Source organism: Streptomyces sp. NPDC003393, from assembly GCF_053589015.1.
The window spans coordinates 62,767-85,318 of record NZ_JBSFRB010000037.1 but is presented as its reverse complement, the minus strand read 5'-3'; the positions used below and the strand labels follow the sequence as shown (position 1 = coordinate 85,318).

At 72.3% G+C, this 22,552-nt stretch carries 21 protein-coding genes; 9 read left to right on the top strand and 12 right to left on the bottom strand.

Translation table 11 applies throughout. The features are described 5' to 3' along the window. Window positions 1–64: 64 nt before the first annotated feature. From chpE to ACWDUZ_RS29135, 3 genes are all read right to left on the bottom strand, one after another. A complete protein-coding gene (chpE, locus tag ACWDUZ_RS29145; protein WP_451634777.1) occupies window positions 65–310 on the bottom strand; it encodes a chaplin ChpE in 246 nt (81 codons plus the stop codon). Window positions 311–574: 264 nt separating this feature from the next. Then, on the bottom strand, window positions 575–1,216 hold the full coding sequence (locus ACWDUZ_RS29140; RefSeq protein WP_451634776.1) for a response regulator: 642 nt from the start codon (window positions 1,214–1,216) through the stop codon (window positions 575–577). After that, window positions 1,209–2,354, bottom strand: coding sequence for a GAF domain-containing sensor histidine kinase (locus ACWDUZ_RS29135; RefSeq protein ID WP_451634775.1), 1,146 nt, complete (start codon window positions 2,352–2,354; stop codon window positions 1,209–1,211). The genes ACWDUZ_RS29140 and ACWDUZ_RS29135 overlap by 8 nt, the downstream gene beginning before the upstream one ends. Window positions 2,355–2,669: 315 nt before the next feature. On the opposite strand from ACWDUZ_RS29135, the gene ACWDUZ_RS29130 reads away from it, so the two are divergent. From ACWDUZ_RS29130 to ACWDUZ_RS29120, 3 genes are all read left to right on the top strand, one after another. After that, window positions 2,670–3,365 (top strand): SDR family NAD(P)-dependent oxidoreductase, encoded by a 696-nt coding sequence (locus tag ACWDUZ_RS29130; protein ID WP_451634774.1) that lies wholly within the window; start codon window positions 2,670–2,672, stop codon window positions 3,363–3,365. Further along, entirely contained in the window at window positions 3,362–4,447 is a 1,086-nt protein-coding gene (locus ACWDUZ_RS29125) for an S-adenosylmethionine:tRNA ribosyltransferase-isomerase (protein WP_451634773.1), read from the top strand. Before ACWDUZ_RS29130 ends, ACWDUZ_RS29125 begins: the two co-directional genes overlap by 4 nt. A gap of 295 nt (window positions 4,448–4,742) precedes the next feature. After that, window positions 4,743–5,558, top strand: coding sequence for a transglycosylase SLT domain-containing protein (locus ACWDUZ_RS29120; RefSeq protein WP_451634772.1), 816 nt, complete (start codon window positions 4,743–4,745; stop codon window positions 5,556–5,558). A 127-nt stretch (window positions 5,559–5,685) separates the two neighbouring features. Here the strand turns inward: ACWDUZ_RS29120 and ACWDUZ_RS29115 are convergent, their stop codons facing one another. Further along, complete coding sequence (locus ACWDUZ_RS29115) at window positions 5,686–8,202, bottom strand: FHA domain-containing protein (RefSeq protein WP_451634771.1); 2,517 nt, start codon at window positions 8,200–8,202, stop codon at window positions 5,686–5,688. A 241-nt stretch (window positions 8,203–8,443) separates the two neighbouring features. Here ACWDUZ_RS29115 and ACWDUZ_RS29110 point away from each other — a divergent pair, with 241 nt between their 5' ends. Continuing rightward, window positions 8,444–10,696, top strand: a complete 2,253-nt coding sequence (locus ACWDUZ_RS29110) for a streptophobe family protein (protein ID WP_451634770.1) — start codon at window positions 8,444–8,446, stop codon at window positions 10,694–10,696. An 83-nt stretch (window positions 10,697–10,779) separates the two neighbouring features. Next, window positions 10,780–11,988, top strand: coding sequence for a phosphoserine phosphatase SerB (serB, locus tag ACWDUZ_RS29105; protein ID WP_451634769.1), 1,209 nt, complete (start codon window positions 10,780–10,782; stop codon window positions 11,986–11,988). 138 nt (window positions 11,989–12,126) lie between these two features. Here the strand turns inward: serB and ACWDUZ_RS29100 are convergent, their stop codons facing one another. The 4 genes from ACWDUZ_RS29100 to ACWDUZ_RS29085 form a co-directional block, all read right to left on the bottom strand. After that, a complete protein-coding gene (locus tag ACWDUZ_RS29100) occupies window positions 12,127–12,645 on the bottom strand; it encodes a SixA phosphatase family protein (protein WP_451634768.1) in 519 nt (172 codons plus the stop codon). A 103-nt stretch (window positions 12,646–12,748) separates the two neighbouring features. Continuing rightward, window positions 12,749–12,955, bottom strand: coding sequence for a hypothetical protein (locus tag ACWDUZ_RS29095; RefSeq protein WP_451634767.1), 207 nt, complete (start codon window positions 12,953–12,955; stop codon window positions 12,749–12,751). Window positions 12,956–13,110: 155 nt separating this feature from the next. Further along, window positions 13,111–13,230 (bottom strand): SGM_5486 family transporter-associated protein, encoded by a 120-nt coding sequence (locus ACWDUZ_RS29090; protein ID WP_451634766.1) that lies wholly within the window; start codon window positions 13,228–13,230, stop codon window positions 13,111–13,113. A gap of 48 nt (window positions 13,231–13,278) precedes the next feature. Further along, the gene (locus ACWDUZ_RS29085) at window positions 13,279–14,628 is read right to left on the bottom strand and encodes a CynX/NimT family MFS transporter (protein WP_451634765.1); all 1,350 of its coding nucleotides are present in this window, start codon (window positions 14,626–14,628) and stop codon (window positions 13,279–13,281) included. An 82-nt stretch (window positions 14,629–14,710) separates the two neighbouring features. Between ACWDUZ_RS29085 and ACWDUZ_RS29080 the strand changes: the two genes are divergently transcribed. Beyond that, a complete protein-coding gene (locus ACWDUZ_RS29080; RefSeq protein WP_451634764.1) occupies window positions 14,711–15,409 on the top strand; it encodes a FadR/GntR family transcriptional regulator in 699 nt (232 codons plus the stop codon). Here ACWDUZ_RS29080 and ACWDUZ_RS29075 read toward each other — a convergent pair. The 3 genes from ACWDUZ_RS29075 to fabG all read right to left on the bottom strand — a co-directional run bounded on the left by ACWDUZ_RS29075 (window position 15,387) and on the right by fabG (window position 17,467). Beyond that, window positions 15,387–15,818, bottom strand: a complete 432-nt coding sequence (locus ACWDUZ_RS29075) for a hypothetical protein (protein WP_451634763.1) — start codon at window positions 15,816–15,818, stop codon at window positions 15,387–15,389. The genes ACWDUZ_RS29080 and ACWDUZ_RS29075 overlap by 23 nt on opposite strands. Window positions 15,819–15,974: 156 nt before the next feature. Then, window positions 15,975–16,742 carry an enoyl-ACP reductase FabI gene (gene fabI, locus ACWDUZ_RS29070; protein ID WP_451634762.1) on the bottom strand — a complete coding sequence of 256 codons (768 nt, stop codon included), beginning with the start codon at window positions 16,740–16,742 and terminating at the stop codon, window positions 15,975–15,977. A gap of 5 nt (window positions 16,743–16,747) precedes the next feature. Next, window positions 16,748–17,467: a 3-oxoacyl-[acyl-carrier-protein] reductase gene (gene fabG / locus ACWDUZ_RS29065; protein WP_451634761.1), complete on the bottom strand. Its 720-nt coding sequence runs from the start codon at window positions 17,465–17,467 to the stop codon at window positions 16,748–16,750. 247 nt (window positions 17,468–17,714) lie between these two features. Between fabG and ACWDUZ_RS29060 the strand changes: the two genes are divergently transcribed. The 3 genes from ACWDUZ_RS29060 (at window position 17,715) to tyrS (ending at window position 22,033) form a co-directional block, all read left to right on the top strand. After that, window positions 17,715–19,271 (top strand): TldD/PmbA family protein, encoded by a 1,557-nt coding sequence (locus ACWDUZ_RS29060; RefSeq protein WP_451634760.1) that lies wholly within the window; start codon window positions 17,715–17,717, stop codon window positions 19,269–19,271. Then, window positions 19,268–20,662, top strand: coding sequence for a metallopeptidase TldD-related protein (locus ACWDUZ_RS29055; protein ID WP_451634759.1), 1,395 nt, complete (start codon window positions 19,268–19,270; stop codon window positions 20,660–20,662). Before ACWDUZ_RS29060 ends, ACWDUZ_RS29055 begins: the two co-directional genes overlap by 4 nt. A 102-nt stretch (window positions 20,663–20,764) precedes the next feature. Beyond that, a complete protein-coding gene (gene tyrS, locus ACWDUZ_RS29050; RefSeq protein ID WP_451634758.1) occupies window positions 20,765–22,033 on the top strand; it encodes a tyrosine--tRNA ligase in 1,269 nt (422 codons plus the stop codon). Between the two features lie 68 nt (window positions 22,034–22,101). On the opposite strand, the gene ACWDUZ_RS29045 is transcribed toward tyrS, so the two are convergent. After that, window positions 22,102–22,389 carry a GlsB/YeaQ/YmgE family stress response membrane protein gene (locus ACWDUZ_RS29045; RefSeq protein ID WP_451634757.1) on the bottom strand — a complete coding sequence of 96 codons (288 nt, stop codon included), beginning with the start codon at window positions 22,387–22,389 and terminating at the stop codon, window positions 22,102–22,104. Window positions 22,390–22,552: the final 163 nt, after the last annotated feature.

Genomic DNA, 22,552 nt, shown 5'->3' with positions numbered 1-22,552 from the left:
TGGAGAAGCCGATCGGCCTCCCGGGGGGAGCCGGGAGGCCTGGGGCAGCGGTGGGCGGCCTCGGTCAGTGGTTGAGGCCGAGGTTGCCGAAGGCCGGGTTGAGGACGCCGATCACGTTGACGCTGTTGCCGACGGCGTTGACCGGGATGTGGACCGGGGCCTGGACGACGTTGCCCGAGACGACGCCCGGGGAGCCCTTGGCGGCGCCGGCGGCCGAGGCGCCGTCGTGGGCGGAGGCCATTCCGGCACCGGCGGCCACGATCCCGCCGGCCACCATCGTCACGGCCGCTGCCTTCTTCAGGTTCTTCACTTCTCAGCCCTTCTGGTGTTCGCCGCGGCAGTCGCCGCAGCACGCACTGGAGAACGGCCGGAGCAGGCGGAGGTTGCGCCATCCGGGGGACATTCCCACGACGGTATGAATCTCAGTCCGGAGCGGTACCCTCCGAATTGCCGCGGGCAGGGGCAGACCTGCGGGTCCGCGGGCGACGGTCGGCCGGTCGCGGCGCGACGGGTCGGCCGGTCGGTCGCTCGCGAGGCAAGGGGCGAACCGGCCAGCCGCTCGCGGGGCGGCGGGTCAGCCGGCCACGCCATGGCGTACGGCCCACAGCGCGGCCTGGGTGCGGTCGGCCAGGTCGAGCTTCATCAGGATGTTCGACACGTGGGTCTTCACGGTCTTCTCGGACAGGACCAGGGCGCGGGCTATCTCGCGGTTGGAGCGGCCGTCCGCTATCAGACCCAGGACCTCCCGCTCCCGGTCGGTGAGCGAGCTGCCCCTGCCCTGCCCGCCGTTGTTCTCCTCCTCGGCCAACAGGGCAACCGCGACCTCCGGTTGGAGCAGGATGTGACCCGCGTGCACGGAGCGGATGGCGCCGGCGAGTGCGTCGGGGTCCACGTCCTTGTAGACGTATCCGGCGGCGCCCGCGCGCAGCGCCGGGACGACGGTGCGCTGCTCGGTGAAGCTGGTGACGATCAGCACACGCGCCGGGCTGCCGAGCTCCCGGAGCCGGCGCAGTGCCTCGACGCCGTCCATGACGGGCATCTTGACGTCCATGAGGACGACGTCGGGCCGTAGTTCCTCGGCGCGGGCGACGCCCTCGGCGCCGTCCGCGGCCTCTCCGACGACCTCGATGTCCTCCTGTACCTCCAGGAAGGTGCGCAGGCCCCGGCGGACCACCTGGTGGTCGTCGACGACCAGTACCTTGATCCGGTCAGCCACCGGGGGCCTCCATCTCGATCGTGGTGCCCTTGCCGGGCGCCGATTCCACCGTCAGCGTGGCACCGGCCCCGTTCGACCGGTCCCGCATGGAGACCAGGCCCAGGTGGCGGCCCGCGTGCCGGACCGCCCTGGGGTCGAAGCCCCTGCCGTCGTCGGTGACGCGCAGGACGGCGCCGTGGCCCCGGCGCTCCAGGGTGACGTCGACGTGCTCGGCGTCGGAGTGCCGCAGCGCGTTGTGCAGGGCCTCCTGCGCGACGCGGAGCATCGCCTCCTCCTGGGCGGCCGGCAGGGCGCGGAAGCCGCGGGCGGTGAAGGTGACGTGCGCGCTGTGGGCGCGGTCGAGGACCTGGATCTGGGTGCGCAGGGTGGCGACCAGGCCGTCCTCGTCGAGGGCCGCGGGGCGCAGCTCCACGACGGCGGCGCGCAGTTCGTCGGCGGCCTCGGCGGCGAGCACGGCGACCTGCTGGAGTTCGCACTTGGCGCGGGCCGGGTCCCGGTCGACGAGGGCGGCGGCGGCCTGTGAGGTCAGGCGCAGGGAGAACAGCTTCTGGCTGACGGCGTCGTGCAGTTCGTGGGCGAGGCGGGAGCGCTCCTCGGCGATGGTCAGCTCGCGGCTGCGCTCGTAGAGACGGGCGTTGGTGAGGGCGATCGCGGCGTGCTGGGCGAGGATCGAGAGCAGTTCCTCGTCCTCCTCGGTGAAGCCGCAGCCGCCTTCCGGCCTGGGGCAGCGCTTGTTGGCGAGGAACAGGGCCCCGAGGACCTCGTCGCCGTCGCGGATGGGCAGGCCCAGGAAGTCGGACAGCTCGGGGTGGGCGGCCGGCCAGCCCTCGAAGCGTGGGTCCTTGCGCACGTCGGCCAGGCGCTGCGACGTGGCCTCGTGGAGCATGGCCGCGAGGATGCCGTGCTGGCGTGGGAGCGGGCCGATGGCGCGCCACTGCTCGTCGCTCACTCCGTCCACCACGAACTGGGCGAAGCCGCCGTGGTCGTCCGGGACGCCGAGGGCCGCGTACTGGGCGCCGAGCAGTTCGCGGGCCGAGGCGACGATCGTCTTCAGGACGTCCCGCACCTCCAGGTGCCTGCTCATGGCCAGCAGCGCGGAACTCACCGCGGCGAGGCCGGACCGGGGACCTTGACTCATGCCCTCACGGTACCGGCGGGAGGCGGCCGTGCGGATCGGACCTGTGGCGGCGCGATCCCCGCTGGTGGGCCTAGGTCCGGTGGACCAGGCGGCAGGCCATGGGCCTAGGTCCGGTGGACCGGGTCGCGGTCCGTGGGTCCAGGTCCGGTGGACCAGGTCACGGGCCCGGTGGACCCAGGTCGCCGGACCGGGCCGTGCGGTGTAGGCCGAAGGGCCCCGGCTGTTTGGGGCCCGCGTCCGAGGCGGGGCGGGCATCCCGGTTCCTACGTTGAGGCCACCGCCGATCGAGAGGCGGGTGGGACGAGGGGACGTGTCATGCCGGTAGCGATCATCACGGGAGCCTCGAAGGGTCTGGGGCGGGCGCTGGCCGAGGCGCTGGCCGCGCGCGGCTGGGATCTGGTGCTCGACGCCAGAACGGCCGCGCTCCTGAAGGAGACGGCGGATCGGCTCACGACGTACGGCACGCGGGTGACGGCGCTGGTGGGCGACGTCACGGAGGTGCGTCATCGGACGGAGCTGGTGGCGGCCGCGCGGCGGCTGGGCGGCCTGGATCTGCTGGTGAACAACGCCAGCGCGCTCGGTGCCGAGCCGCTCGTACGGCTGGAGGCGCTCCCTTTGGAGGGGCTGCGGCGGGCGCTGGAGGTGAACGTGGTGGCCGCCCTGGGCCTGGTCCAGGAGGCGCTGCCGCTGCTGCGGGCGTCCGGGGCGGGCACGGTGATCGCGGTCAGCTCGGACGCGGCGGTCGAGGCCTATGGGACCTGGGGCGGCTACGGGGCCTCGAAAGCGGCTCTCGACCACCTCACGGCGGTGCTCGGCGAGGAGGAGCCGGGGCTGCGGGCGTGGACGGTGGACCCGGGGGACATGGCCACCGACCTGTACGCGGCGGCCGTACCGGACGACGACGGTCCGCGCCCGGCGCCGGAGAGCGTGGCGCCCGCGTTCCTGCGGCTGCTGGACGAGCGCCCGGCCCGCGGTCGCTACGCGGCGGCTTCCCTTCTGGAGGCGCGATGACCCTCGGCGTACGGATACCGGAGGAGCTGTCGGCGCGGCTGCCGGTGGAGCAGCGCGGTCCGGGGCTGGACCGGGACGACGTACGGCTGCTGGTGTCGCGGGGGACGGAGGTGTCGCACCACTCCTTCCGGGAGCTGCCGCGGCTGCTGCGGGCCGGTGATCTGTTGGTGGTGAACACCTCGTCCACGCTGGCCGCGGCGGTGGACGGTCGGATCGGGCACGCGCGCGTGGTGGTGCACTTCTCCACGCGCGGGGACGACGGGCGGTGGGCGGTCGAGCTGCGGGATCCCGACGGGAGGGGCACCACGCGCGCGCGTGCGGGTGGTCCCGCGGGTGCCGAGGTGGTGCTGCCGGAGGGCGTGCGGCTGGTGGTGGAGGAGCCGCTGAACGGACGGTCGGACCGACTGTGGTGGGCGCGCGCGTCGGTGCCGGGCATCCCCGGGATGCTGCGGGCACACGGTCGGCCGATCCGCTACTTCTATACGGAGCGGGACCAGCCGCTGTCCGTGTACCTGACGGTGTTCGCCGTGCCGTCCGGGGACGGGGCCGGCAGTGCGGAGATGCCGAGTGCGGCGCGGCCCTTCACCGCGCGGCTGGTGGCGCGGCTGGTGAGCCGTGGGGTGCGGTTCGCTCCGGTCACGCTGCACACGGGGGTGGCCTCGGCGGAGGCGCACGAGCCGCCGTATCCGGAGCGGTTCTCGGTGCCGGAGTCTTCGGCGCGGCTGATCGGCGCGGCACGGGCGGGAGGGGGGCGGGTGATCGCGGTGGGGACGACGGCGGTGCGGGCAGTGGAGAGCGCGGCCGGGCCCGACGGGGTGGTCCGGGCGGTGGGGGGATGGACGGATCTGGTGGTCGGGCCCGAGCGCGGGGTGCGGGTGGTGGAGGGACTGCTGACCGGGCTGCACGAGCCGGAGGCGTCGCATCTGCTGATGCTGGAGGCCGTCGCCGGGCGGGCGGCGGTCGACCGGAGTTACGAGGAGGCCCTGCGCGGGCGCTACCTGTGGCACGAGTTCGGGGACGTGCATCTCCTCCTCCCGGCCGAGACCGCTCACAGAGAGGGTCACGACAGCAACTCTTTGTGACGATTCCCCCTCCCCGATGTGAGGACGGGCATAGGACCTGCATCACGTACGAAGGGATATAGGAGACACAACGACCCCGGCGAGCGGGACAGACGCCCCCGTCTGTCCCGTTTTGTCTGTTCCCGATCCACTACCCGGCTTCGTATGTCACATCTTTGCTATGCGATTTTGCGATCGCTAAGAATGGCTCTCGTCGCTCAGCGCCGCGGGTTCCGCTCGCGGCGTTTGCGCGGGAAGGACCCCCTCCCGCAGTCCGGAGAGCGACCTCCGCGCTACTCGAAGAGGTCCATTCGCCATGTCCGCAAACTTCCGTTCTCTCCGCCATAGTCGCGCTCTGACCAAGGCCACCGAGTTCCTCCATCAGGGTCGTACGCTGACCCGGACCAAGGCCGACGAGCTCGTCCGCCGCGGCCGTACGCTGTCCAAGGTCCAGAAGGCCGCCGTCACCGGTGCCGCCACCCTCACCGCCGCGGCCATCGCCGTGCCCGTCGCCGCCTCCGCCGGCGAGGGTGTCACGACCGTCTCGGCCGACGCCGCCGCCGCTCCGGTGCAGGTGAGCTCGCAGCCCGTCAAGGACGTCAAGGCCGCCGTCACCGACCAGCTCGCCGGCGACAGCGTGAAGATCCAGGCCATCGAGGCCAAGAAGCAGGCCGCCGCCCAGCAGCAGGCCGCGAAGCAGAAGGCCGAGGCCGCCGCCAAGCGCAAGGCCGAGGCGGCCCGCAAGGCCAAGGCCGCCAGCCGGTCCACGCAGCGCCCGAAGATGCAGACGGTCGCCGCGACCACCACGTACGCCAACAACCTCGACGGCTGGATCCGTCAGTCGCTGGCGATCATGAAGCAGCACAACATCCCCGGCAGCTACAGCGGCCTGCACCGCAACATCATGCGGGAGTCCTCGGGCAACCCGAAGGCCATCAACCTCTGGGACATCAACGCCCGCAACGGCATCCCGTCCAAGGGCCTGCTGCAGGTGATCGACCCGACCTTCCGCGCGTACCACGTCCCGGGCACGTCCTGGAACATCTACGACCCGGTCGCGAACATCACCGCCGCCTGCAACTACGCGGCGCACCGCTACGGTTCGATGGACAACGTCAACAGCGCGTACTGACCTCGGAGGTCGGCGCGGGCCTCTGACCATGACGCGGAAGGGCGGCACCCGGTGTGGGGTGCCGCCCTTCGCCGTGCGGACGGCCGGTCGCCGCCGTGGACGGTCCTGCTTGCGTTCTGCCCGCGTCCTACTTGCGCATGACCTCCGGCTCGTGGCGGCGCAGGAAGCGCGCCACCAGGAAGCCGCAGACGGCACCCAGGACGATCAGCGCGACCATGTCGATGCCCCAGGCCGAGGCCTCGTGGTTCCACAGCGGGTCGGTGCTGGTCGGGTCGTCGGTGTTCGGGGCGATGTTGTTGAAGTCCAGTGTGGCGCCGGCCGCGGCCACCGCCCAGCGCGAGGGCATCAGGTACGAGAACTCGTTGACGCCGACGGTGCCGTGCAGCGTGAACAGACAGCCGGTGAACACCACCTGGATGATCGCGAACATCACCAGCAGCGGCATCGTCTTCTCGGCGGTCTTCACCAGCGAGGAGATGACCAGGCCGAACATCATCGAGGTGAAGCCCAGCGCCATGATCGGCACGCACAGCTCGAACAGCGTCGAGCCGCCCAGCACCACCCCCTCGTCGGGGATCTCCCGGCTGGAGAAGCCGATCAGACCGACCATCAGGCCCTGCAGCACGGTGACCGCGCCCAGCACGACGACCTTGGACATCAGATACGCCGAGCGGGACAGGCCGGTGGCACGCTCCCGCTCGTAGATGACCCGTTCCTTGATCAGCTCGCGCACGGAGTTCGCGGCGCCGGCGAAGCACGCGCCGACCGCGAGGATCAGCAGCACCGTGGTGGCGGTGCCGTTCGGGACGGGCACGCCGGTCTTCGGGTTGACCGGGTTGACCAGCAGGCCGTGGTCGTGGTCGATGAGCAGGCTGACCACGCCGAGCACCGCCGGCAGGATCACCGTCAGCGCCAGGAAGCCCTTGTCGGAGGCGATCACCGCGACGTACCGCCGGATCAGGGTCAGCAGCTGCGACCCCCAGCCCTGCGGCTTGGGCGGCTTCATCGTTTGCGGCGGAGGCATGGGTACGGACTGCGCGGCGACGGCGTCGATGTCCGCGGCGTACATCTGGTAGTGCTGCGAGCCCTTCCAGCGGCCCGCCCAGTCGTAGTCGCGGTAGCTCTCGAAGGCGGAGAAGACGTCGGCCCAGGTGTCGTAGCCGAAGAAGTTCAGCGCCTCCTCCGGCGGGCCGAAGTAGGCGACGGAGCCGCCGGGCGCCATCACCAGCAGCTTGTCGCACAGCGCCAGCTCGGCCACCGAGTGGGTGACGACCAGGACCGTGCGGCCGTCGTCGGCCAGGCCGCGCAGCAGCTGCATCACGTCGCGGTCCATGCCCGGGTCGAGACCGGACGTCGGCTCGTCAAGGAAGATCAGCGACGGCTTGGTGAGCAGCTCCAGAGCCACCGAGACGCGCTTGCGCTGGCCACCGGAGAGGGACGTGACCTTCTTGTCCTTGTGGACGTCCAGCTTCAGCTCGCGCAGCACCTCGTCGATGCGGGCGTCGCGCTCGGCGGCCGTGGTGTCGGCCGGGAAGCGCAGCTTGGCCGCGTACTTCAGGGCCTTCTTGACGGTCAGTTCCTTGTGCAGGATGTCGTCCTGCGGCACCAGACCGATGCGCTGGCGCAGCTCGGCGAACTGCTTGTACAGGTTGCGGTTGTCGTAGAGGACTTCGCCCTGGTCGGCGGGGCGGTAGCCGGTGAGCGCCTTGAGCAGGGTGGACTTGCCGGAACCGGACGGGCCGATGACCGCGATCAGCGACTTCTCCGGGACGCCGAAGGAGACGTCCTTGAGGATCTGCTTGCCGCCGTCGACCGTGACGGTCAGGTGACGTGCGGAGAAGGACACCTCACCGGTGTCGACGAACTCCTCGAGCCGGTCACCGACGATCCGGAACGTCGAGTGGCCGACGCCGACGATGTCGGTCGGGCCGAGCACCGCCGAGCCGCCCTTGGCGATCGGCTGACCGTTGACGTACGTGCCGTTGTGCGAGCCCAGGTCGCGGATCTCGAAGCGGCCGTCGGGTGTCGCGTGGAACTCCGCGTGGTGGCGGGAGACCTGGAGGTCGGAGACGACCAGGTCGTTCTCCAGGGCACGGCCGATGCGCATGACCCGGCCGAGGGAGAACTGGTGGAACGTGGTGGGGCTGCGGTCGCCGTAGACCGGCGGCGCCCCCGCGCCACCACCGGGGCCCTGCTGCTGCGGGATCGACGGCGCCTGCTGCGGGCCGGCCTGCGGCGCCTGCTGCCGCGCGGCGGACGGCTGCTGGCCCGGCTGGCCCCAGCCGGGGTTCGCGCCCTGCGCGGCGTACGGCTGCTGCTGGGGCTGGGCCTGCGGCGTGGCGACGGCGGAGGCGGCGGCCGAGAGGCTCAGCCGCGGTCCGTCGGTGGCGTTGCCGAGGTGGACGGCCGAGCCGGGACCGATCTCCATCTGGTGGATCCGCTGGCCCTGCACGAACGTGCCGTTGGTGCTGCCGTGGTCCTCGATGACCCAACTGCGGCCGTTGAAGCTGACCGTCGCGTGCCGCCAGGAGACCCTGGCGTCGTCGAAGGCGATGTCTCCCTGCGGATCGCGTCCCAGGGTGTAAGGCCTGGACGGGTCGAGCGTCCAGGTCCGTCCATTGGTTTCCAGTACGAGTTCCGGCACTCCATGCCCCACTGAGTTGTCCCCCGAGTTACCCCCGTCACAGGGAGTCTAGGGATGTCGAACATCGTGGGGAACTATTTCAGGCTCGGGCCTGTGACCGAAACCCGGGCCTTGTCATGAGTGGGTAACGCACGCTTCGACAGATGGCGTTGACGGGGTTGAAACCCGGCCGGAGAGTGGTATTCCACGCGAGGGGGACAAGTGCGGCGGTCACGCCGCGCCGCGGATCGGGGGGTCTGCCATGAGTGCTGCCACGAAGGCTGCCATGAACGCCGGGACCGCCGGGCCGGCCGCGCCCGTGCCGTGGCTCGATGTGGTCCTGTCCGCGATCGCCTGTGTGAGCTGGGCGTTGACGGGCATGGCGGCCACCGCCGCGCTCGGGCTGCATCTGCTCGGGGCGGACTCGGCCGGTTCGCTCGGCCCGATGACCGCCGCGGTGGTGGCACTTGGGGCCGGTGGTGCGGTCACGCCGTCCGGGGACGTGTCCGTGTTCGGCCTGAAGGGCGCCGAGGCGCACACCGCCCTCCAGATCACGCCACTGGGCGTGAGCCTGGTCGGGGCGCTGCTGCTGTCCTGGTTCTTCCTGCGGTCCTTGCGCGCGGCCGGAGTTGTCGTCGAGCCGGCCGAACTGCTCGCCCGCGCGGGGGCGGTGGTGGCGCTGTTCGTGGCGATGCTCGGCGGGCTGGCCTGGGCCGGGCACGACGTGGTCACCATCGACGGTGCCTCGCTGGGCCTGGACCGGCTGCCGGGCGGCGGGTCCGGCGGCGGAGGGTCGGGCGGTCCGAGCATTCCGGGGCTCGGCGGTCTGGGCGACATCGGCGGACTCCTGCCCGACCGCATCGGCGGGCTCATCGACGCCGAGGCGGCCGTCGGCTTCCGTGTCGACAGCGCACCGACGCTGCTCGGCGGGCTCGGCTGGTCGGCCGGGGTCCTGCTGATCGCGCTGCTCGCCTCACGCCGAACCCCCCTGCCGCGGGGCTGGGCCGCCGTGCACCGGGTGGTGCGGCCGGCCGTGTCCGCGCTCGTCACCGCCGTGGGGACGGCGGTGGTGGCGGGTCTGGCCGCCGCCGGATACGCGGCGGTGGGCGACCCCCACCCCCGGCGCATCGCGGGGGCCGCGCTGCTCGGCGCGCCCAACGGGGTCTGGCTCGGTGTTCCGGTCGGGCTCTTCGTTCCGTGGGACGGCAGGGCCACGGGCGTGCTCGCCGCATTGCTGCCGAACCCGCTGGACCGGCTGCTGGACGCGGACTCCGACCGGCCGGTCACGCTGGCGCGACTGGCCGATCTGGACGGGCGGGTGTGGCTGCTGGGCGTGGCGGCGGCGCTGATGATGCTGCTGGCGGGGGTGCTGACCGCGGCGCGCACACCGGTGGCGTCCTCCGGTCGCGCCGCCGGGGCGGTGCGGCGACCGTCGGTCCCGGGGTTCGTGGCGCGGTGTGCGCTGCGGCTGGGGCTCGTCACGGCTGTGGCGCTGCCGCTGCTCACCTGGCTGACGGACGTGTCCGTGGACGCCTCGCTGTCCGTGCTCGGCTTCGACGTGTTCGGCGCGGGGATCGAGTTGCACGGGCACCTGGGCACGGCCCTGCTGCTGGGTGCGGTGTGGGGCACGGGGGCGGGGGCCGCCGGGGCCCTGCTGGCGACCATGACCGGGGTGGCGGGGCGGCGCGCGGCTCCGTTGGCGCTGGAGGTCATGGAGGCGGGCAGGGGTGTCTGCGGCGTAGGTACCCGTGCGGGTGGTGCGGGGCCGGGTCTCGGCCGGACCCCTCGTCCTGCGGGCGGTTCACAGGGCGACGCAGGGGGGTCCGTCCGGCCCATCGGCCGGTCCGGCGTACGGGCCGATGCCCCGTCCTCCGACGCCGACGACTCGCCGTGGCGCCCGGTGGGGGAGGCCGGCCCCTACTCCCCCGGCACTCCGTTCCGGCCGCCGAACCCGGCCACCAACCCCTACCTCCGGCTGCCCGGTGGCCCGCGGGGAGGGGAGAGGGGACGCCCGTCCGAGCCCGGACCCCGGCCGCCGAAGGCCGGTGCCGGTCCGCCGGAGGACTCCCGCCCGCCGGAGAGGAGCAGGTCGCCCGAGAGCGGCCGACCGCCCGAGGACGCCCGGCCCACCCGGACAGCCCGGACACCGGACGACACCCGGCCGTCGCGGAACGGCCCGTCACCGAAAGGAAGCCCGCGGCCGGAGGGCACCCAGCCGTCGGACGGCACCCGGTCGCCGGAGGAGAGCCGCGATCGGAAGGGCGGTTCGGCGGGGCGGGCATCGGCCGCACCCGAGGACGTGGCCGGCGCGCCCACGATGGTGGGCCCTGTCGCACCGCCGCCGCGTCCGCGGGGGCGACGGCCCCGGTCGCGGTCCGGGACGTGGCCGCCTCCGCCGCCCCCTCCGCCCCCGCCGCCGGTGGCGCCCCCGGCCGACGACGATCCGCCGGACGCGCCGCCCGCGCCACCGCCACCGAGGCCACCGAGGACACCGAGGACACCGCCCCCGCAGTGACCCCGCCATGCAGGCGTGTCCCCTGTCCGCCAGGCGGACCGGAGCGGCGGCAGGCACTGCGTGCCGGATACGGTGGAATCACCATGAGCGCTTCGCAGAGTTCCGATGACCTCACCCTTCTCGTCAAGATCTTCGGGAAGGACAGGCCGGGCATCACGGCCGGCCTCTTCGACACCCTCGCCGCCTACTCCGTCGACGTGGTCGACATCGAGCAGGTCGTCACCCGTGGCCGGATGGTGCTGTGCGCGCTCGTCACCCAGCCGCCCGCCGGTCTCGAGGGCGATCTGCGGGCCACCGTGCACAGCTGGGCCGAGTCGATGAAGATGCAGGCGGAAATCATCTCCGGCCGTGGCGACAACCGGCCGCGCGGTCTCGGGCGCTCCCTGGTCACCGTGCTCGGCCACCCCCTGACCGCCGAGGCGACAGCGCAGATCGCCGCCCGGATCACCAAGACCGGCGGCAACATCGACCGTATCTTCCGGCTGGCCAAGTACCCGGTCACGGCGGTGGAGTTCGCGGTGTCCGGCGTGGAGACGGAGCCGCTGCGCACTGCCCTGGTCACGGACGCGGCGGCACTCGGTGTCGATGTCGCGGTCGTCTCGGCGGGCCTGCACCGGCGGGCGCAGCGTCTGGTCGTCATGGACGTGGACTCGACCCTCATCCAGGACGAGGTGATCGAGCTGTTCGCGGCGCACGCGGGCTGCGAGGACAAGGTCGCCGAGGTGACGGCGGCCGCGATGCGCGGGGAACTGGACTTCGAGCAGTCGCTGCACGCGCGGGTGGCGCTGCTGGCGGGGCTGGACGCCTCGGTGGTGGACAAGGTGCGCAGCGAGGTGCGGCTGACACCGGGCGCGCGCACGCTGATCCGTACGCTGAAGCGGCTCGGTTACCAGGTCGGTGTCGTCTCCGGAGGATTCACCCAGGTCACGGACGATCTCAAGGACCGGCTGGGGCTGGACTTCGCGCAGGCCAACACGTTGGAGATAGTCGACGGGAAGCTGACGGGCCGGGTCACCGGCGAGATCGTGGACCGGGCGGGCAAGGCGCGGCTGCTGCGCCGGTTCGCGGCCGAGGCGGGCGTTCCGCTGTCGCAGACGGTGGCGATCGGTGACGGCGCGAACGACCTGGACATGCTGAACGCGGCCGGGCTCGGTGTGGCCTTCAACGCCAAGCCGGTGGTGCGGGAGGCGGCGCACACCGCGGTGAACGTGCCGTTCCTGGACACCGTTCTGTATCTGCTGGGTGTCACGCGCGAAGAGGTCGAGGCGGCGGACGCGCACGAGGAGCGCTGAGGCCGGACAAAGCCGGACCGGGCGGGCGGCCCTGCGGTACGGTCGCCGCCACGACGGTCGTGGCCGGCTCGGTGGCCCTGGGGCCCGGCGGCCGTGCGGGCGCCGGGCCGGTCCACGGGTGGTGGTCGGACGGCCGGGCTACTCCGACGGCGCCCAGTAGTCGACGAGCGTGGCCACTCCGGGCTCCAGGCTCTTCCAGGAGCCCTCGAAGGTGACGACGGCGAAGGCGCCGGCCGGGAAGCCGCGGCGGCTCATCCGCTCGCGCGCCTCCTCCTGGGACGTGCCGCACAGCACCTCGGTGAGTCCCTGCACGCCCGGGTTGTGGCCGATGAGCACGATGTTGTGGATGTCGTCCGGCGTTTCGTTGAGCACCGTGATCAGCTCGCCGGGCGAGGCCTCGTAGATCCGCTCCTCGTAGACGGTTTTCGGCCGGTGCGGCAGCTCGTGGACGGCGAGCTTCCAGGTCTCACGGGTCCGGGTCGCGGTCGAGCACAGGGCAAGGTCGAAGGGAACACCGGAGTCGGCGAGCTTGCGGCCGGCCACAGCGGCGTCCTTGCGGCCCCGCTCGGCCAGCGGTCGTTCGTGGTCGGACACCTGGGGCCAGTCGGCTTTCGCATGCCGGAAGAGGACAATCCTGCGGGGTTCTGCGACGCTCATGGCTCCCAGCTTCGCACGAAACAGGCCATGGGGCGCAGGGAGTTGACATGCGCCTTCACGGGCGGCGTGCCCCGCGGCGGAGTGCCTGGCCGGCCCGGCCGGTTCAGTGGGAGAGCAGTGTCTGGGCGTGCTGCACCAGTCGCGTGATCGCGGGGTCGCTCGGGGCCGCGTGGCCGCCCGAAGGGTTGAGTATCAGGGCGAGCAGAGCGACGAAGGCGAGAGCGGGCAGGGCGAGGGCCCACCACGGCAACCGCATGTCGACGCCGCCCGTGGTCGCCGGGTGGGGCCGGGAGTGCGTTCGGGCCGGCATGATCGCCTCCGTGGGTCTTCGGGTGCTCCTGGGACCGCCGCTCGCGGTCACACCTCGAAGTTACGGAACCGGCGGGCCCCGGCCCATCCGGTGATCCACCCACTTGACCCTGACCCCCACCCCCTAGGGGATCGGGGGTTACCCCCACCTCTGGGTCAGGGGGACGCGATCGTGGCGATGACGGCGATGATCACGAAGATGGCGAGGAACGCGCCGAAGACGAGCAGCATCTTCTTCTGGCTGTTCTGGGGATTCGGGTCGAGCACAGGCTGCATGGACCCAGTCTCGCACCCGGGGCCCGGCGTGGACGCGCGGGGGCGGTCTCAGCGCGTCGCCTCGTCCTCCACCGTGCGGTCGCGGCCCGCCAGCCAGCCCACCACCATCTGCGGGATCATCAGGCAGGTCATCAGGGCGATGGGCAGGCCCCAGCCGCCGCTGCTCTGGTAGAGCACGCCGACCAGCAGCGGCCCCGGGATGGAGATGAGGTAGCCGGTGCTCTGGGCGAACGCCGACAACTGGGCGACGCCCGGGGCGGTGCGGGCGCGCATGCCGACCATGGTGAGCGCGAGCGGGAAGGCGCAGTTGGACACGCCGAGCAGCAGCGCCCAGGCCCAGGCGCCGGAGGCAGGTGCCAGGTAGAGGCCGGCATATCCGGCCAGGCCGCAGACCCCGAGCACGAGCGCGATGGGGCCCTGGTGGGGCAACCGGGCGGCCAGGCGGGGGATGACGAAGGCCAGCGGCACGCCCATCACCATGGTGACCGCGAGCAGCAGTCCGGCCGTGCCGGCGGACACGCCCGCGTCGCGGAAGATCTGGGCCATCCAGCCCATGGTGATGTAGGCGGCGGTGGCCTGGAGGCCGAAGAAGACGGCCAGCGCCCAGGCGGTGCGGCTGCGGGCGATCCGCGGCGCGGGGGCCTGCGGGGCCTGTTCCGCGTGCGCGGTCTCGCGCCGTACGGGCTGCCGCTCGGCCGGTGTCCGGCCGGCGGACGCGCCGTCCCGGTCGCGGACCAGCGGCAGCCATGGCACCACGGCCACGGCCGCGAGCGCCGCCCACGCGGCGAGGCCCGGCTGCCAGCCGCCACCGAGGGCGCCCGCCAGCGGCACGGTCGCCGCCGCGGCGGCCGAGGTGCCCAGGGCGAGGGCCATGGAGTACAGGCCGGTCATGGATCCGACCCGGTCGGGGAACCAGCGCTTGACGATGACCGGCATCAGGACGTTGCTGACGGCGATGCCCATGAGCGCGAGCGCGCTGGCGACGAGGAAGCCCGCCGTGTTCCCGGTGTAGGGGCGTATGAGCAGGCCGGCGGTGACGGCGGCCATGCCGGCGCACACCACCGCGGCGGGGCCGAAGCGGCGGGCCAGCCGGGGGGCCATGACGCCGAAGACGGCGAAGCAGAGCGGGGGCACGGAGGTGAGGAGACCGGCCACGCTGCCGCTCATCCCGAGCCCGTCCCTGACCTCTTCCAGGAGTGCGCCGAGGCTGGTGATGGCGGGTCGCAGGTTCACGGCGGCCAGCACGATGCCGACCATGACCAGGCGTGTGGTCCACGCGCGGCCGGTGGCGTTCCCGGGCCCTGCCGGTGTCCCGGGCACCCGGGAGGCGGCGGTCGCGGCCGGCATCTGCGGCTCGGTCGTGGGCGTCGTCGTCCGGGCGGTTTCCTTGCGTGCCATGACGCCCATCATAGAATGATGGGATGATTGACCGTACATGGCCCGGGAGTCGGCTTCCGGGTCCCGCGTGCGAAGGTGTGTCATGCCCCTGAGCCATCCCCGCCGGTCGGCACTGTCCGAGCAGGTCATCGCGGCACTGCGGCAGCAGATCACCTCGGGCGAGTGGCCGGTCGGCTCGCGCATCCCGACGGAGCCGGAGCTGGTGGACCAGCTCGGTGTCGCCCGCAACACCGTGCGCGAGGCGGTCCGCGCGCTGGCGCACAACGGCCTGCTGGACATCCGCCAGGGCTCCGGCACGTACGTCGTGGCCACCAGCGAGCTGGCCGGCGTGATGCACCGCCGCTTCGCCGGCGCCGACCCGCGTCACATCGCCGAGCTGCGTTCCACGCTGGAGTCGGCCGCGGCGAAGCTGGCCGCCGAGCGGCGCTGCGAGAAGGACCTCAAGCAGTTGGAGGCCCTGCTCGAGCGACGCGAGGAGGCCTGGGCCTCCGGTGACGCGGAGGCGTTCGTGGCCGCGGACGCGACCTTCCACCTGGCCGTGGTGGCCGCCTCCCGCAACGACGTGATGACCGCGATGTACGCGGACCTGGGCGAGGTGCTGCGGGACTGGCTGCGCGCCGACGTGGGCGAGGGACTGACGCCGGACACGTACATGGACCACACGCGGCTGGTGGACGCGATCCGCACCGGCGACGCGGAGGCGGCCGCCGCCGAGGCGGCGAGCTACCCGTTCCTGTGCCGTACGGCCCGGCTCGGGTTCAGTCCGCCCGCAGGTGACTGATCCACACCGAGCCGATCTCCTCCCAGCAGCGCCCGGTCAGCCGGACCGTCTGCGCGGGCCGCGCGTCCACCGGGACGCCGTCGCTGTCCACGTCCCACCACCGGGCGCACTCGATGTGCAGGGCGACGCGGTCGGTCTCGGGGTACGGGTTGTGGCAGTAGGCGGTCACCTCGGACCCGGAGACGGTGCTGCGGCAGGTCGCACCGAACGGTTCGGCCGCCGCCGGCCCGGCCACCGGTGACGCGTCCGCCGTGGACTCACCGGCCCGCACGGGCGCCTGGCGCCAGGCGCCGTACGCCGGCACGCCGTACCCCGGCAGGCCGTACGCCGAGGCGTCGTAGGGCAGGGGCAGGACGACTCCCAGCCCCGCGGCCAGGGTCGCCGAGGCCACGCTGCGGAACGGACGCACAGGGGACCTCCTCGGCCGTGCTGGGGAGGGAGAACGCGACGTGAGCGCAGTCCCAGCGTGCGCGAGGAGGGGTCTGCCCGCCCGGCCGGGCGGGCCGATCGGGTGACGCGAAGGCCCGCTCCCCGGGGGAAGCGGGCCCCTGAGCAGGTGTGCGCGTCAGGCGCCGATGGCGTGCAGACCGCCGTCCACGTGGACGATCTCGCCGGTGGTCTTCGGGAACCAGTCGCTCAGCAGGGCGACGATGCCGCGCCCGGCCGGCTCGGGGTCCTTCAGGTCCCACTCCAGCGGGGAGCGGGTGTCCCAGACGGAGGCCAGTTCGCTGAAGCCCGGGATGGACTTGGCGGCCATGGAGCCGAGCGGGCCCGCCGAGACGAGGTTGCAGCGGATGTTCTGCTTGCCGAGGTCCCGTGCCATGTAGCGGTTGGTGGCCTCCAGGGCGGCCTTGGCCGGGCCCATCCAGTCGTACTGCGGCCAGGCGAACTGCGCGTCGAAGGTGAGGCCGACGACCGAACCGCCGTTCTGCATCAGCGGCAGGCAGGCCATGGTGAGCGACTTCAGGGAGAAGGCCGAGACGTGCATCGCGGTGGCGACCGACTCGAACGGCGTGTTGAGGAAGTTGCCGCCGAGCGCGTCCTGCGGCGCGAAGCCGATGGAGTGCACGACGCCGTCGAGGCCGCCCAGCTCCTCGCCGACGATGTCGGCCAGGCGCGCCAGGTGCTCGTCGTTGGTGACGTCCAGTTCGACGACCTTGGTGGGCTTGGGGAGCTTCTTGGCGATGCGCTCGGTCAGCGTGGGCCGCGGGAACGCGGTGAGGATGACCTCGGCGCCCTGCTCCTGGGCCAGCTTCGCGGCGTGGAAGGCGATGGAGGCCTCCGTCAGCACACCGGTGATCAGGACGCGCTTGCCCTCGAGAATTCCGCTCATGGTGATCAGTGACCCATTCCCAGTCCGCCGTCAACGGGGATGACGGCTCCAGTGATGTACGAGGCCTCGTCCGAGGCGAGGAACCGCACTGCGGCGGCGATCTCCTCCGGCTGCGCGTACCGGGCCAGCGGCACCTGCGCCACGATCGCCTCGCGCTGCTCGTCGCTCAGCGCCCGGGTCATGTCGGTGTCGACGAAGCCGGGGGCGACGACATTGAAGGTGATGTTGCGCGAGCCCAGTTCACGGGCGAGGGAGCGCGCGAAGCCGACCAGGCCGGCCTTGGAGGCGGCGTAGTTCGCCTGCCCCGCCGAGCCGAGCAGGCCGACGACCGAGGAGATCAGGACGACCCGGCCCTTCTTGGCGCGCAGCATGCCGCGGTTGGCACGCTTGACGACACGGAAGGTGCCGGTGAGGTTGGTGTCGATGACGGCGGCGAAGTCCTCTTCGGACATGCGCATGAGGAGCTGGTCCTTGGTGACGCCGGCGTTGGCGACGAGGATCTCGACCGTGCCGTGCTGGGCCTCGATCTCCTTGTAGGCCTGCTCCACCTGTTCGGGATCGGTGATGTCGCACCTGACGGCGAGGCAGCCCAGATCCGTCAGGTCGGCCGGCGGCTCACCCGACCGGTACGTGATCGCGACCTTGTCGCCGGCGTCGGCGAACGCGCGGGCGATGGCGAGGCCGATGCCCCGGTTGCCTCCGGTGACGAGAACCGAGCGGCTCAACGGATCACCCTTTCGTAGCGGTCTGAAGCGTTCACAGCACGCCCGGACACCTCGATGAGCAGGCGGCTTCACCCGAAAACCTATCGTTCCGCCCAGGCGGGCGGGGAAGCGGGCACCGACAGTGACGTACGGGCCCCGCTGTCGAGTCCCTACAGAAAACAGCGGACCGGGCCCGCAAACGTGTGGTCCGCTGCGCCGTCGGCGCGACATGATCGGTACGACAGGCGACGAAAGCAGGGAGATCCCGGTGCCACATACGATCGACGAGGCCTTCACGGCCCTTCCACTGCGCGCCCTCGCCGACGCCGCACTGGCACGTGCGCGGGCGCTCGGGGCCGAGCACGCGGACTTCCGGTTCGAGCGGGTGCGCAGTGCCTCCTGGCGGCTGCGGGACGCCCGGCCGGCCGGGTCGTCGGACACCACCGACCTGGGCTACGCGGTGCGGGTCGTGCACGGCGGTACGTGGGGGTTCGCCTCGGGGGTGGACCTGAGCCTGGGCGCCGCCGCCAAGGTGGCCTCGCAGGCCGTGGCGATGGCGAAGCTGTCCGCGCAGGTGATCAAGGCGGCCGGGTCCGACGTGGGGGCACCTCCCACGCCGTTCAGGCCGTGGGGGAGGGTGGAGCTGGCCGACGAGCCGGTGCACGCCGAGCGGACCTGGGTGTCGTCGTACGAGATCGACCCCTTCACCGTGCCGGACGAGGAGAAGTCCGCGCTGCTCGCCGACTGGAGCAGGCGGCTGCTGGCGGCCGACGGCGTGGACCATGTCGACGCCTCGCTGCTGACCGTGCACGAGAACAAGTTCTACGCGGACACCGCGGGCACCGTGACCACCCAGCAGCGGGTGCGGCTGCATCCGCAGCTGACGGCCGTGTCCGTGGACGAGTCCAGCGGGGAGTTCGACTCGATGCGGACGCTGGCCCCGCCCGTGGGACGCGGCTGGGAGTACCTCACCGGCACCGGCTGGGACTGGGACGCCGAGCTCGAGCAGATCCCCGAGCTGCTCGCCGAGAAGATGCGCGCCCCGAGCGTCGAGGCCGGCGTCTACGACCTGGTGGTGGACCCCTCCAACCTGTGGTTGACCATCCACGAGTCCATCGGGCACGCCACCGAGCTGGACCGGGCCCTGGGCTACGAGGCCGCCTACGCCGGCACCTCCTTCGCCACCTTCGACCAGCTCGGCAAGCTGAAGTACGGCTCGGAGCTGATGAACGTCACCGGCGACCGCACCGCCGAGCACGGCCTGGCGACGATCGGCTACGACGACGAGGGCGTCGAGGCCCAGTCCTGGGACCTGGTGAAGGACGGCACGCTGGTCGGCTACCAGCTGGACCGCAGGATCGCGAAGCTGACCGGGTTCGAACGGTCCAACGGGTGCGCCTACGCCGACTCTCCCGGCCATGTGCCGGTGCAGCGCATGGCGAACGTGTCGCTGCGGCCGGATCCGGCGGGGATGTCGACCGAGGACCTCATCGGCAGCGTCGACCGGGGCATCTACGTCGTCGGGGACCGCTCCTGGTCGATCGACATGCAGCGGTACAACTTCCAGTTCACCGGTCAGCGGTTCTTCAGGATCGTCAACGGCCGGCTGGCCGGGCAGCTGCGGGACGTCGCCTACCAGGCGACCACGACCGACTTCTGGGGCTCCATGGCGGCCGTCGGCGGACCGCAGACGTACGTCCTGGGCGGCGCGTTCAACTGCGGCAAGGCCCAGCCGGGGCAGATCGCGTCCGTGTCCCACGGCTGCCCCTCCGCCCTCTTCACGGGCGTCAACATCTTGAACACCACCCAGGAGGCCGGTCGATGAGTCCGCGTACCAGCAAGCCGCACGAGATCGTCGAGCGTGCCCTCGCGCTGTCCCGGGCGGACGGGTGCGTCGTCATCGCCGACGAGCACTCCACCGCCAACCTGCGCTGGGCGGGCAACGCGCTCACCACGAACGGTGTCACACGCGGGCGTACGCTCACCGTCGTCGCGACCGTCGACGGGAAGGAGGGCACCGCGTCGGGTGTCGTGTCCAGGTCGGCCGTGACCGAGGAGGAGCTGGAGCCGCTGGTGCGGGCCGCGGAGGCCGCAGCGCACGGGGCCGGGCCCGCGGAGGACGCACAGCCGCTGGTCACGGGGGTACCGGAGTCCCCCGACTTCACCGACGCGCCCGCCGAGACCTCCTCGGCGGTGTTCGCGGACTTCGCCTCGGCCCTCGGGGAGTCCTTCGCACGCGCGCGTGCCGGTGGCCGCGAGCTGTACGGCTTCGCCAACCATGAGCTGGTGTCGACCTACCTGGGCACGTCGACGGGCCTGCGGCTGCGCCACGACCAGCCCACCGGCACCCTGGAGCTGAACGCGAAGTCCCCGGACCGTACGCGCTCGGCGTGGGCGGGGCGGTCCACGCGGGACTTCAAGGACGTCGACCCGGCGGCGCTGGACGCGGAGCTGGCCGTACGGCTCGGCTGGGCCGAGCGGCGGATCGAGCTGCCCGCGGGGCGCTACGAGACGCTGCTGCCGCCGACGGCCGTCGCGGACCTGCTCATCTACCAGATGTGGTCCTCGTCGGGCCGGGACGCGGCCGAGGGACGGACGGTGTTCTCCCGGCCGGGCGGCGGCACCCGCGTGGGCGAGAAGCTGAGCGGGCTGCCGCTGACCCTGCGCAGCGATCCGGACCGGGCCGGTCTGGAGTCCGCCCCGTTCGTGGTCGCGCACTCCTCCGGCGGCGACCAGTCGGTGTTCGACAACGGGCTGCCCGTACGGGCGACCGAGTGGATCGCCGACGGCGAGCTGCGGCATCTGCTGACCACCCGGCACAGCGCGGGCCTGACCGGGCTGCCCGTGGCCCCCGCGGCCGGGAACCTGATCCTGGACGGCGGTGGCGACCGCTCCCTCGACGAGATGGTCGCCGCGACCGAGCGCGGGCTGCTGCTGACCTGCCTGTGGTACATCCGGGAGGTGGACCCGGCGACGCTGCTGCTGACGGGGCTGACCCGGGACGGGGTGTACCTGGTCGAGAACGGCGAGGTGACCGGTGCGGTCAACAACTTCCGGTTCAACGAGTCGCCGGTGGACCTGCTGGGCCGGGCCACGGAGGCCGGGCGGACCGAGAAGACCCTGCCGCGGGAGTGGAGCGACTACTTCACCCGGGCCGCGATGCCGCCGCTGCGCGTCCCCGATTTCAACATGAGCTCGGTCAGCCAGGGCGTATAACCTCGTAGTCGGCCGTCACCCGACTGGCCCGGAACCGCCGGCCCGATCGCCCGCGATCACCGGCGGGACCACCCACGAGATCATCGAGGAGACACGAGAACCGTGACGGACATCGTCGACGAGCTGAAGTGGCGGGGGCTGTTCGCCCTGTCCACTGACGAGGACGCTTTGCGCAAGGCGCTCGCGGACGGTCCCGTCACGTTCTATTGCGGCTTCGACCCGACCGCGCCGTCGCTGCACGTGGGGCACCTGGTGCAGGTGCTCACCGTGCGCCGGCTGCAGCAGGCGGGGCACCGGCCGCTGGCGCTGGTCGGCGGCGCCACGGGCCTGATCGGCGACCCGCGCCCGACCGCGGAGCGCACGCTGAACGACCCGGAGACGGTGGCCGGCTGGGTGGACAAGCTGCGCCGCCAGATCGAGCCGTTCCTGTCCTTCGAGGGCGAGAACGCCGCGGTCATGGTGAACAACCTGGACTGGACGCAGAACCTGTCGGCGATCGAGTTCCTCCGGGACATCGGCAAGCACTTCCGCGTCAACAAGATGCTGACGAAGGACTCCGTGGCCCGGCGCCTGGAGTCCGACCAGGGCATCAGCTACACCGAGTTCAGCTACCAGATCCTCCAGGGCATGGACTTCCTCCAGCTCTACCGGCGCCACGGCTGCACGCTCCAGCAGGGCGGCAGCGACCAGTGGGGCAACCTCACGGCCGGCCTGGACCTGATCCACCGGCTGGAGCCGGACGCGAGCGTGCACGCGCTGGCGACGCCGCTGATGACGAAGGCGGACGGCACCAAGTTCGGCAAGACCGAGGGCGGCGCCGTCTGGCTCGACCCGGAGATGACGACGCCGTACGCGTTCTACCAGTTCTGGCTGAACGTGGACGACCGGGACATCTCCACGTACATGCGCATCCTGTCCTTCAGGTCCCGCGAGGAGCTGGAGGAGCTGGAGCGGCAGACCGAGGAGCGTCCGCAGGCCCGGGCGGCGCAGCGCGCGCTGGCGGAGGAGCTGACGACGCTGGTGCACGGCGCCGACCAGACGGCCGCCGTGATCGACGCGTCCAAGGCGCTGTTCGGACAGGGTGAGCTGGCCGGGCTGGACGAGCGGACACTGGCCGCGGCGCTGTCCGAGGTGCCGCATGTGCGGGTGGCCGAGCTGAGCCCGGTGGTCGACCTGCTCGCCGCGGTCGGCCTGGTGCCCAGCAAGTCGGCCGCGCGCCGCACGGTCAAGGAGGGCGGTGCCTACGTGAACAACGTCAAGGTGACCGCCGAGGACGCGGTCCCCGCCTCCGAGGACCTGCTGCACGGCCGCTGGCTGGTGCTGCGCCGGGGCAAGAAGAACCTGGCGGCGGTCGAGGTCACCGGCGCCTGACCGGGCGCTGCGCGCGAAGGGGGCGGTCTCCGGTGAGGAGGCCGCCCCCTCCGCGCGCCCGGGGCGCGCTACGCCCGTTCCCGCTGCCGCTTCTTGCTGCCCCACAGCGCCATGTAGGCCATGTCGCCGATGGCGACGATGATGATCGCGGCCACGATCTGGAAGATGTGCCGGCTCCAGTCGATGCCGCGGGTCTCGGCGACGCCGACCCCGCGGGCGACCGCGTTGCCGACGGCCGCGCCGATCATGCCGAAGATGGTGGTCAGCCACAGCGGGCTGTGCTGCTTGCCGGGAATCACCGCCTTGGCGATCAGGCCGAGCACGAAGCCCACGATGATCGCCCACAACCACCCCATGGCCGCCTCCTCCGGCTCGACTGTGACCGCCACGGTCAGTGTCGGCCGGACGGCGCCGCGCCGCATGCCGGGCGCGTCTGTACGCGTCGCGAGCCGGAGGGCGAACAGGCGGAGTCCCCGCGCAGACGCACAGGGGTCGTTCCCGCAGGCAGAGGGTTGCCCC

Coding starts and splice junctions, on each gene's coding strand:
- ACWDUZ_RS29135 (WP_451634775.1), bottom strand. CDS start 2,354: ATGAGTCAAGGTCCCCGGTCCGGCCTCGCCGCGGTGAGTTCCGCGCTG.
- ACWDUZ_RS29130 (WP_451634774.1), top strand. CDS start 2,670: ATGCCGGTAGCGATCATCACGGGAGCCTCGAAGGGTCTGGGGCGGGCG.
- ACWDUZ_RS29125 (WP_451634773.1), top strand. CDS start 3,362: ATGACCCTCGGCGTACGGATACCGGAGGAGCTGTCGGCGCGGCTGCCG.
- ACWDUZ_RS29120 (WP_451634772.1), top strand. CDS start 4,743: ATGTCCGCAAACTTCCGTTCTCTCCGCCATAGTCGCGCTCTGACCAAG.
- ACWDUZ_RS29110 (WP_451634770.1), top strand. CDS start 8,444: ATGAGTGCTGCCACGAAGGCTGCCATGAACGCCGGGACCGCCGGGCCG.
- serB (WP_451634769.1), top strand. CDS start 10,780: ATGAGCGCTTCGCAGAGTTCCGATGACCTCACCCTTCTCGTCAAGATC.
- ACWDUZ_RS29100 (WP_451634768.1), bottom strand. CDS start 12,645: ATGAGCGTCGCAGAACCCCGCAGGATTGTCCTCTTCCGGCATGCGAAA.
- ACWDUZ_RS29095 (WP_451634767.1), bottom strand. CDS start 12,955: ATGCCGGCCCGAACGCACTCCCGGCCCCACCCGGCGACCACGGGCGGC.
- ACWDUZ_RS29090 (WP_451634766.1), bottom strand. CDS start 13,230: ATGCAGCCTGTGCTCGACCCGAATCCCCAGAACAGCCAGAAGAAGATG.
- ACWDUZ_RS29085 (WP_451634765.1), bottom strand. CDS start 14,628: ATGGCACGCAAGGAAACCGCCCGGACGACGACGCCCACGACCGAGCCG.
- ACWDUZ_RS29080 (WP_451634764.1), top strand. CDS start 14,711: ATGCCCCTGAGCCATCCCCGCCGGTCGGCACTGTCCGAGCAGGTCATC.
- fabI (WP_451634762.1), bottom strand. CDS start 16,742: ATGAGCGGAATTCTCGAGGGCAAGCGCGTCCTGATCACCGGTGTGCTG.
- ACWDUZ_RS29055 (WP_451634759.1), top strand. CDS start 19,268: ATGAGTCCGCGTACCAGCAAGCCGCACGAGATCGTCGAGCGTGCCCTC.
- ACWDUZ_RS29045 (WP_451634757.1), bottom strand. CDS start 22,389: ATGGGGTGGTTGTGGGCGATCATCGTGGGCTTCGTGCTCGGCCTGATC.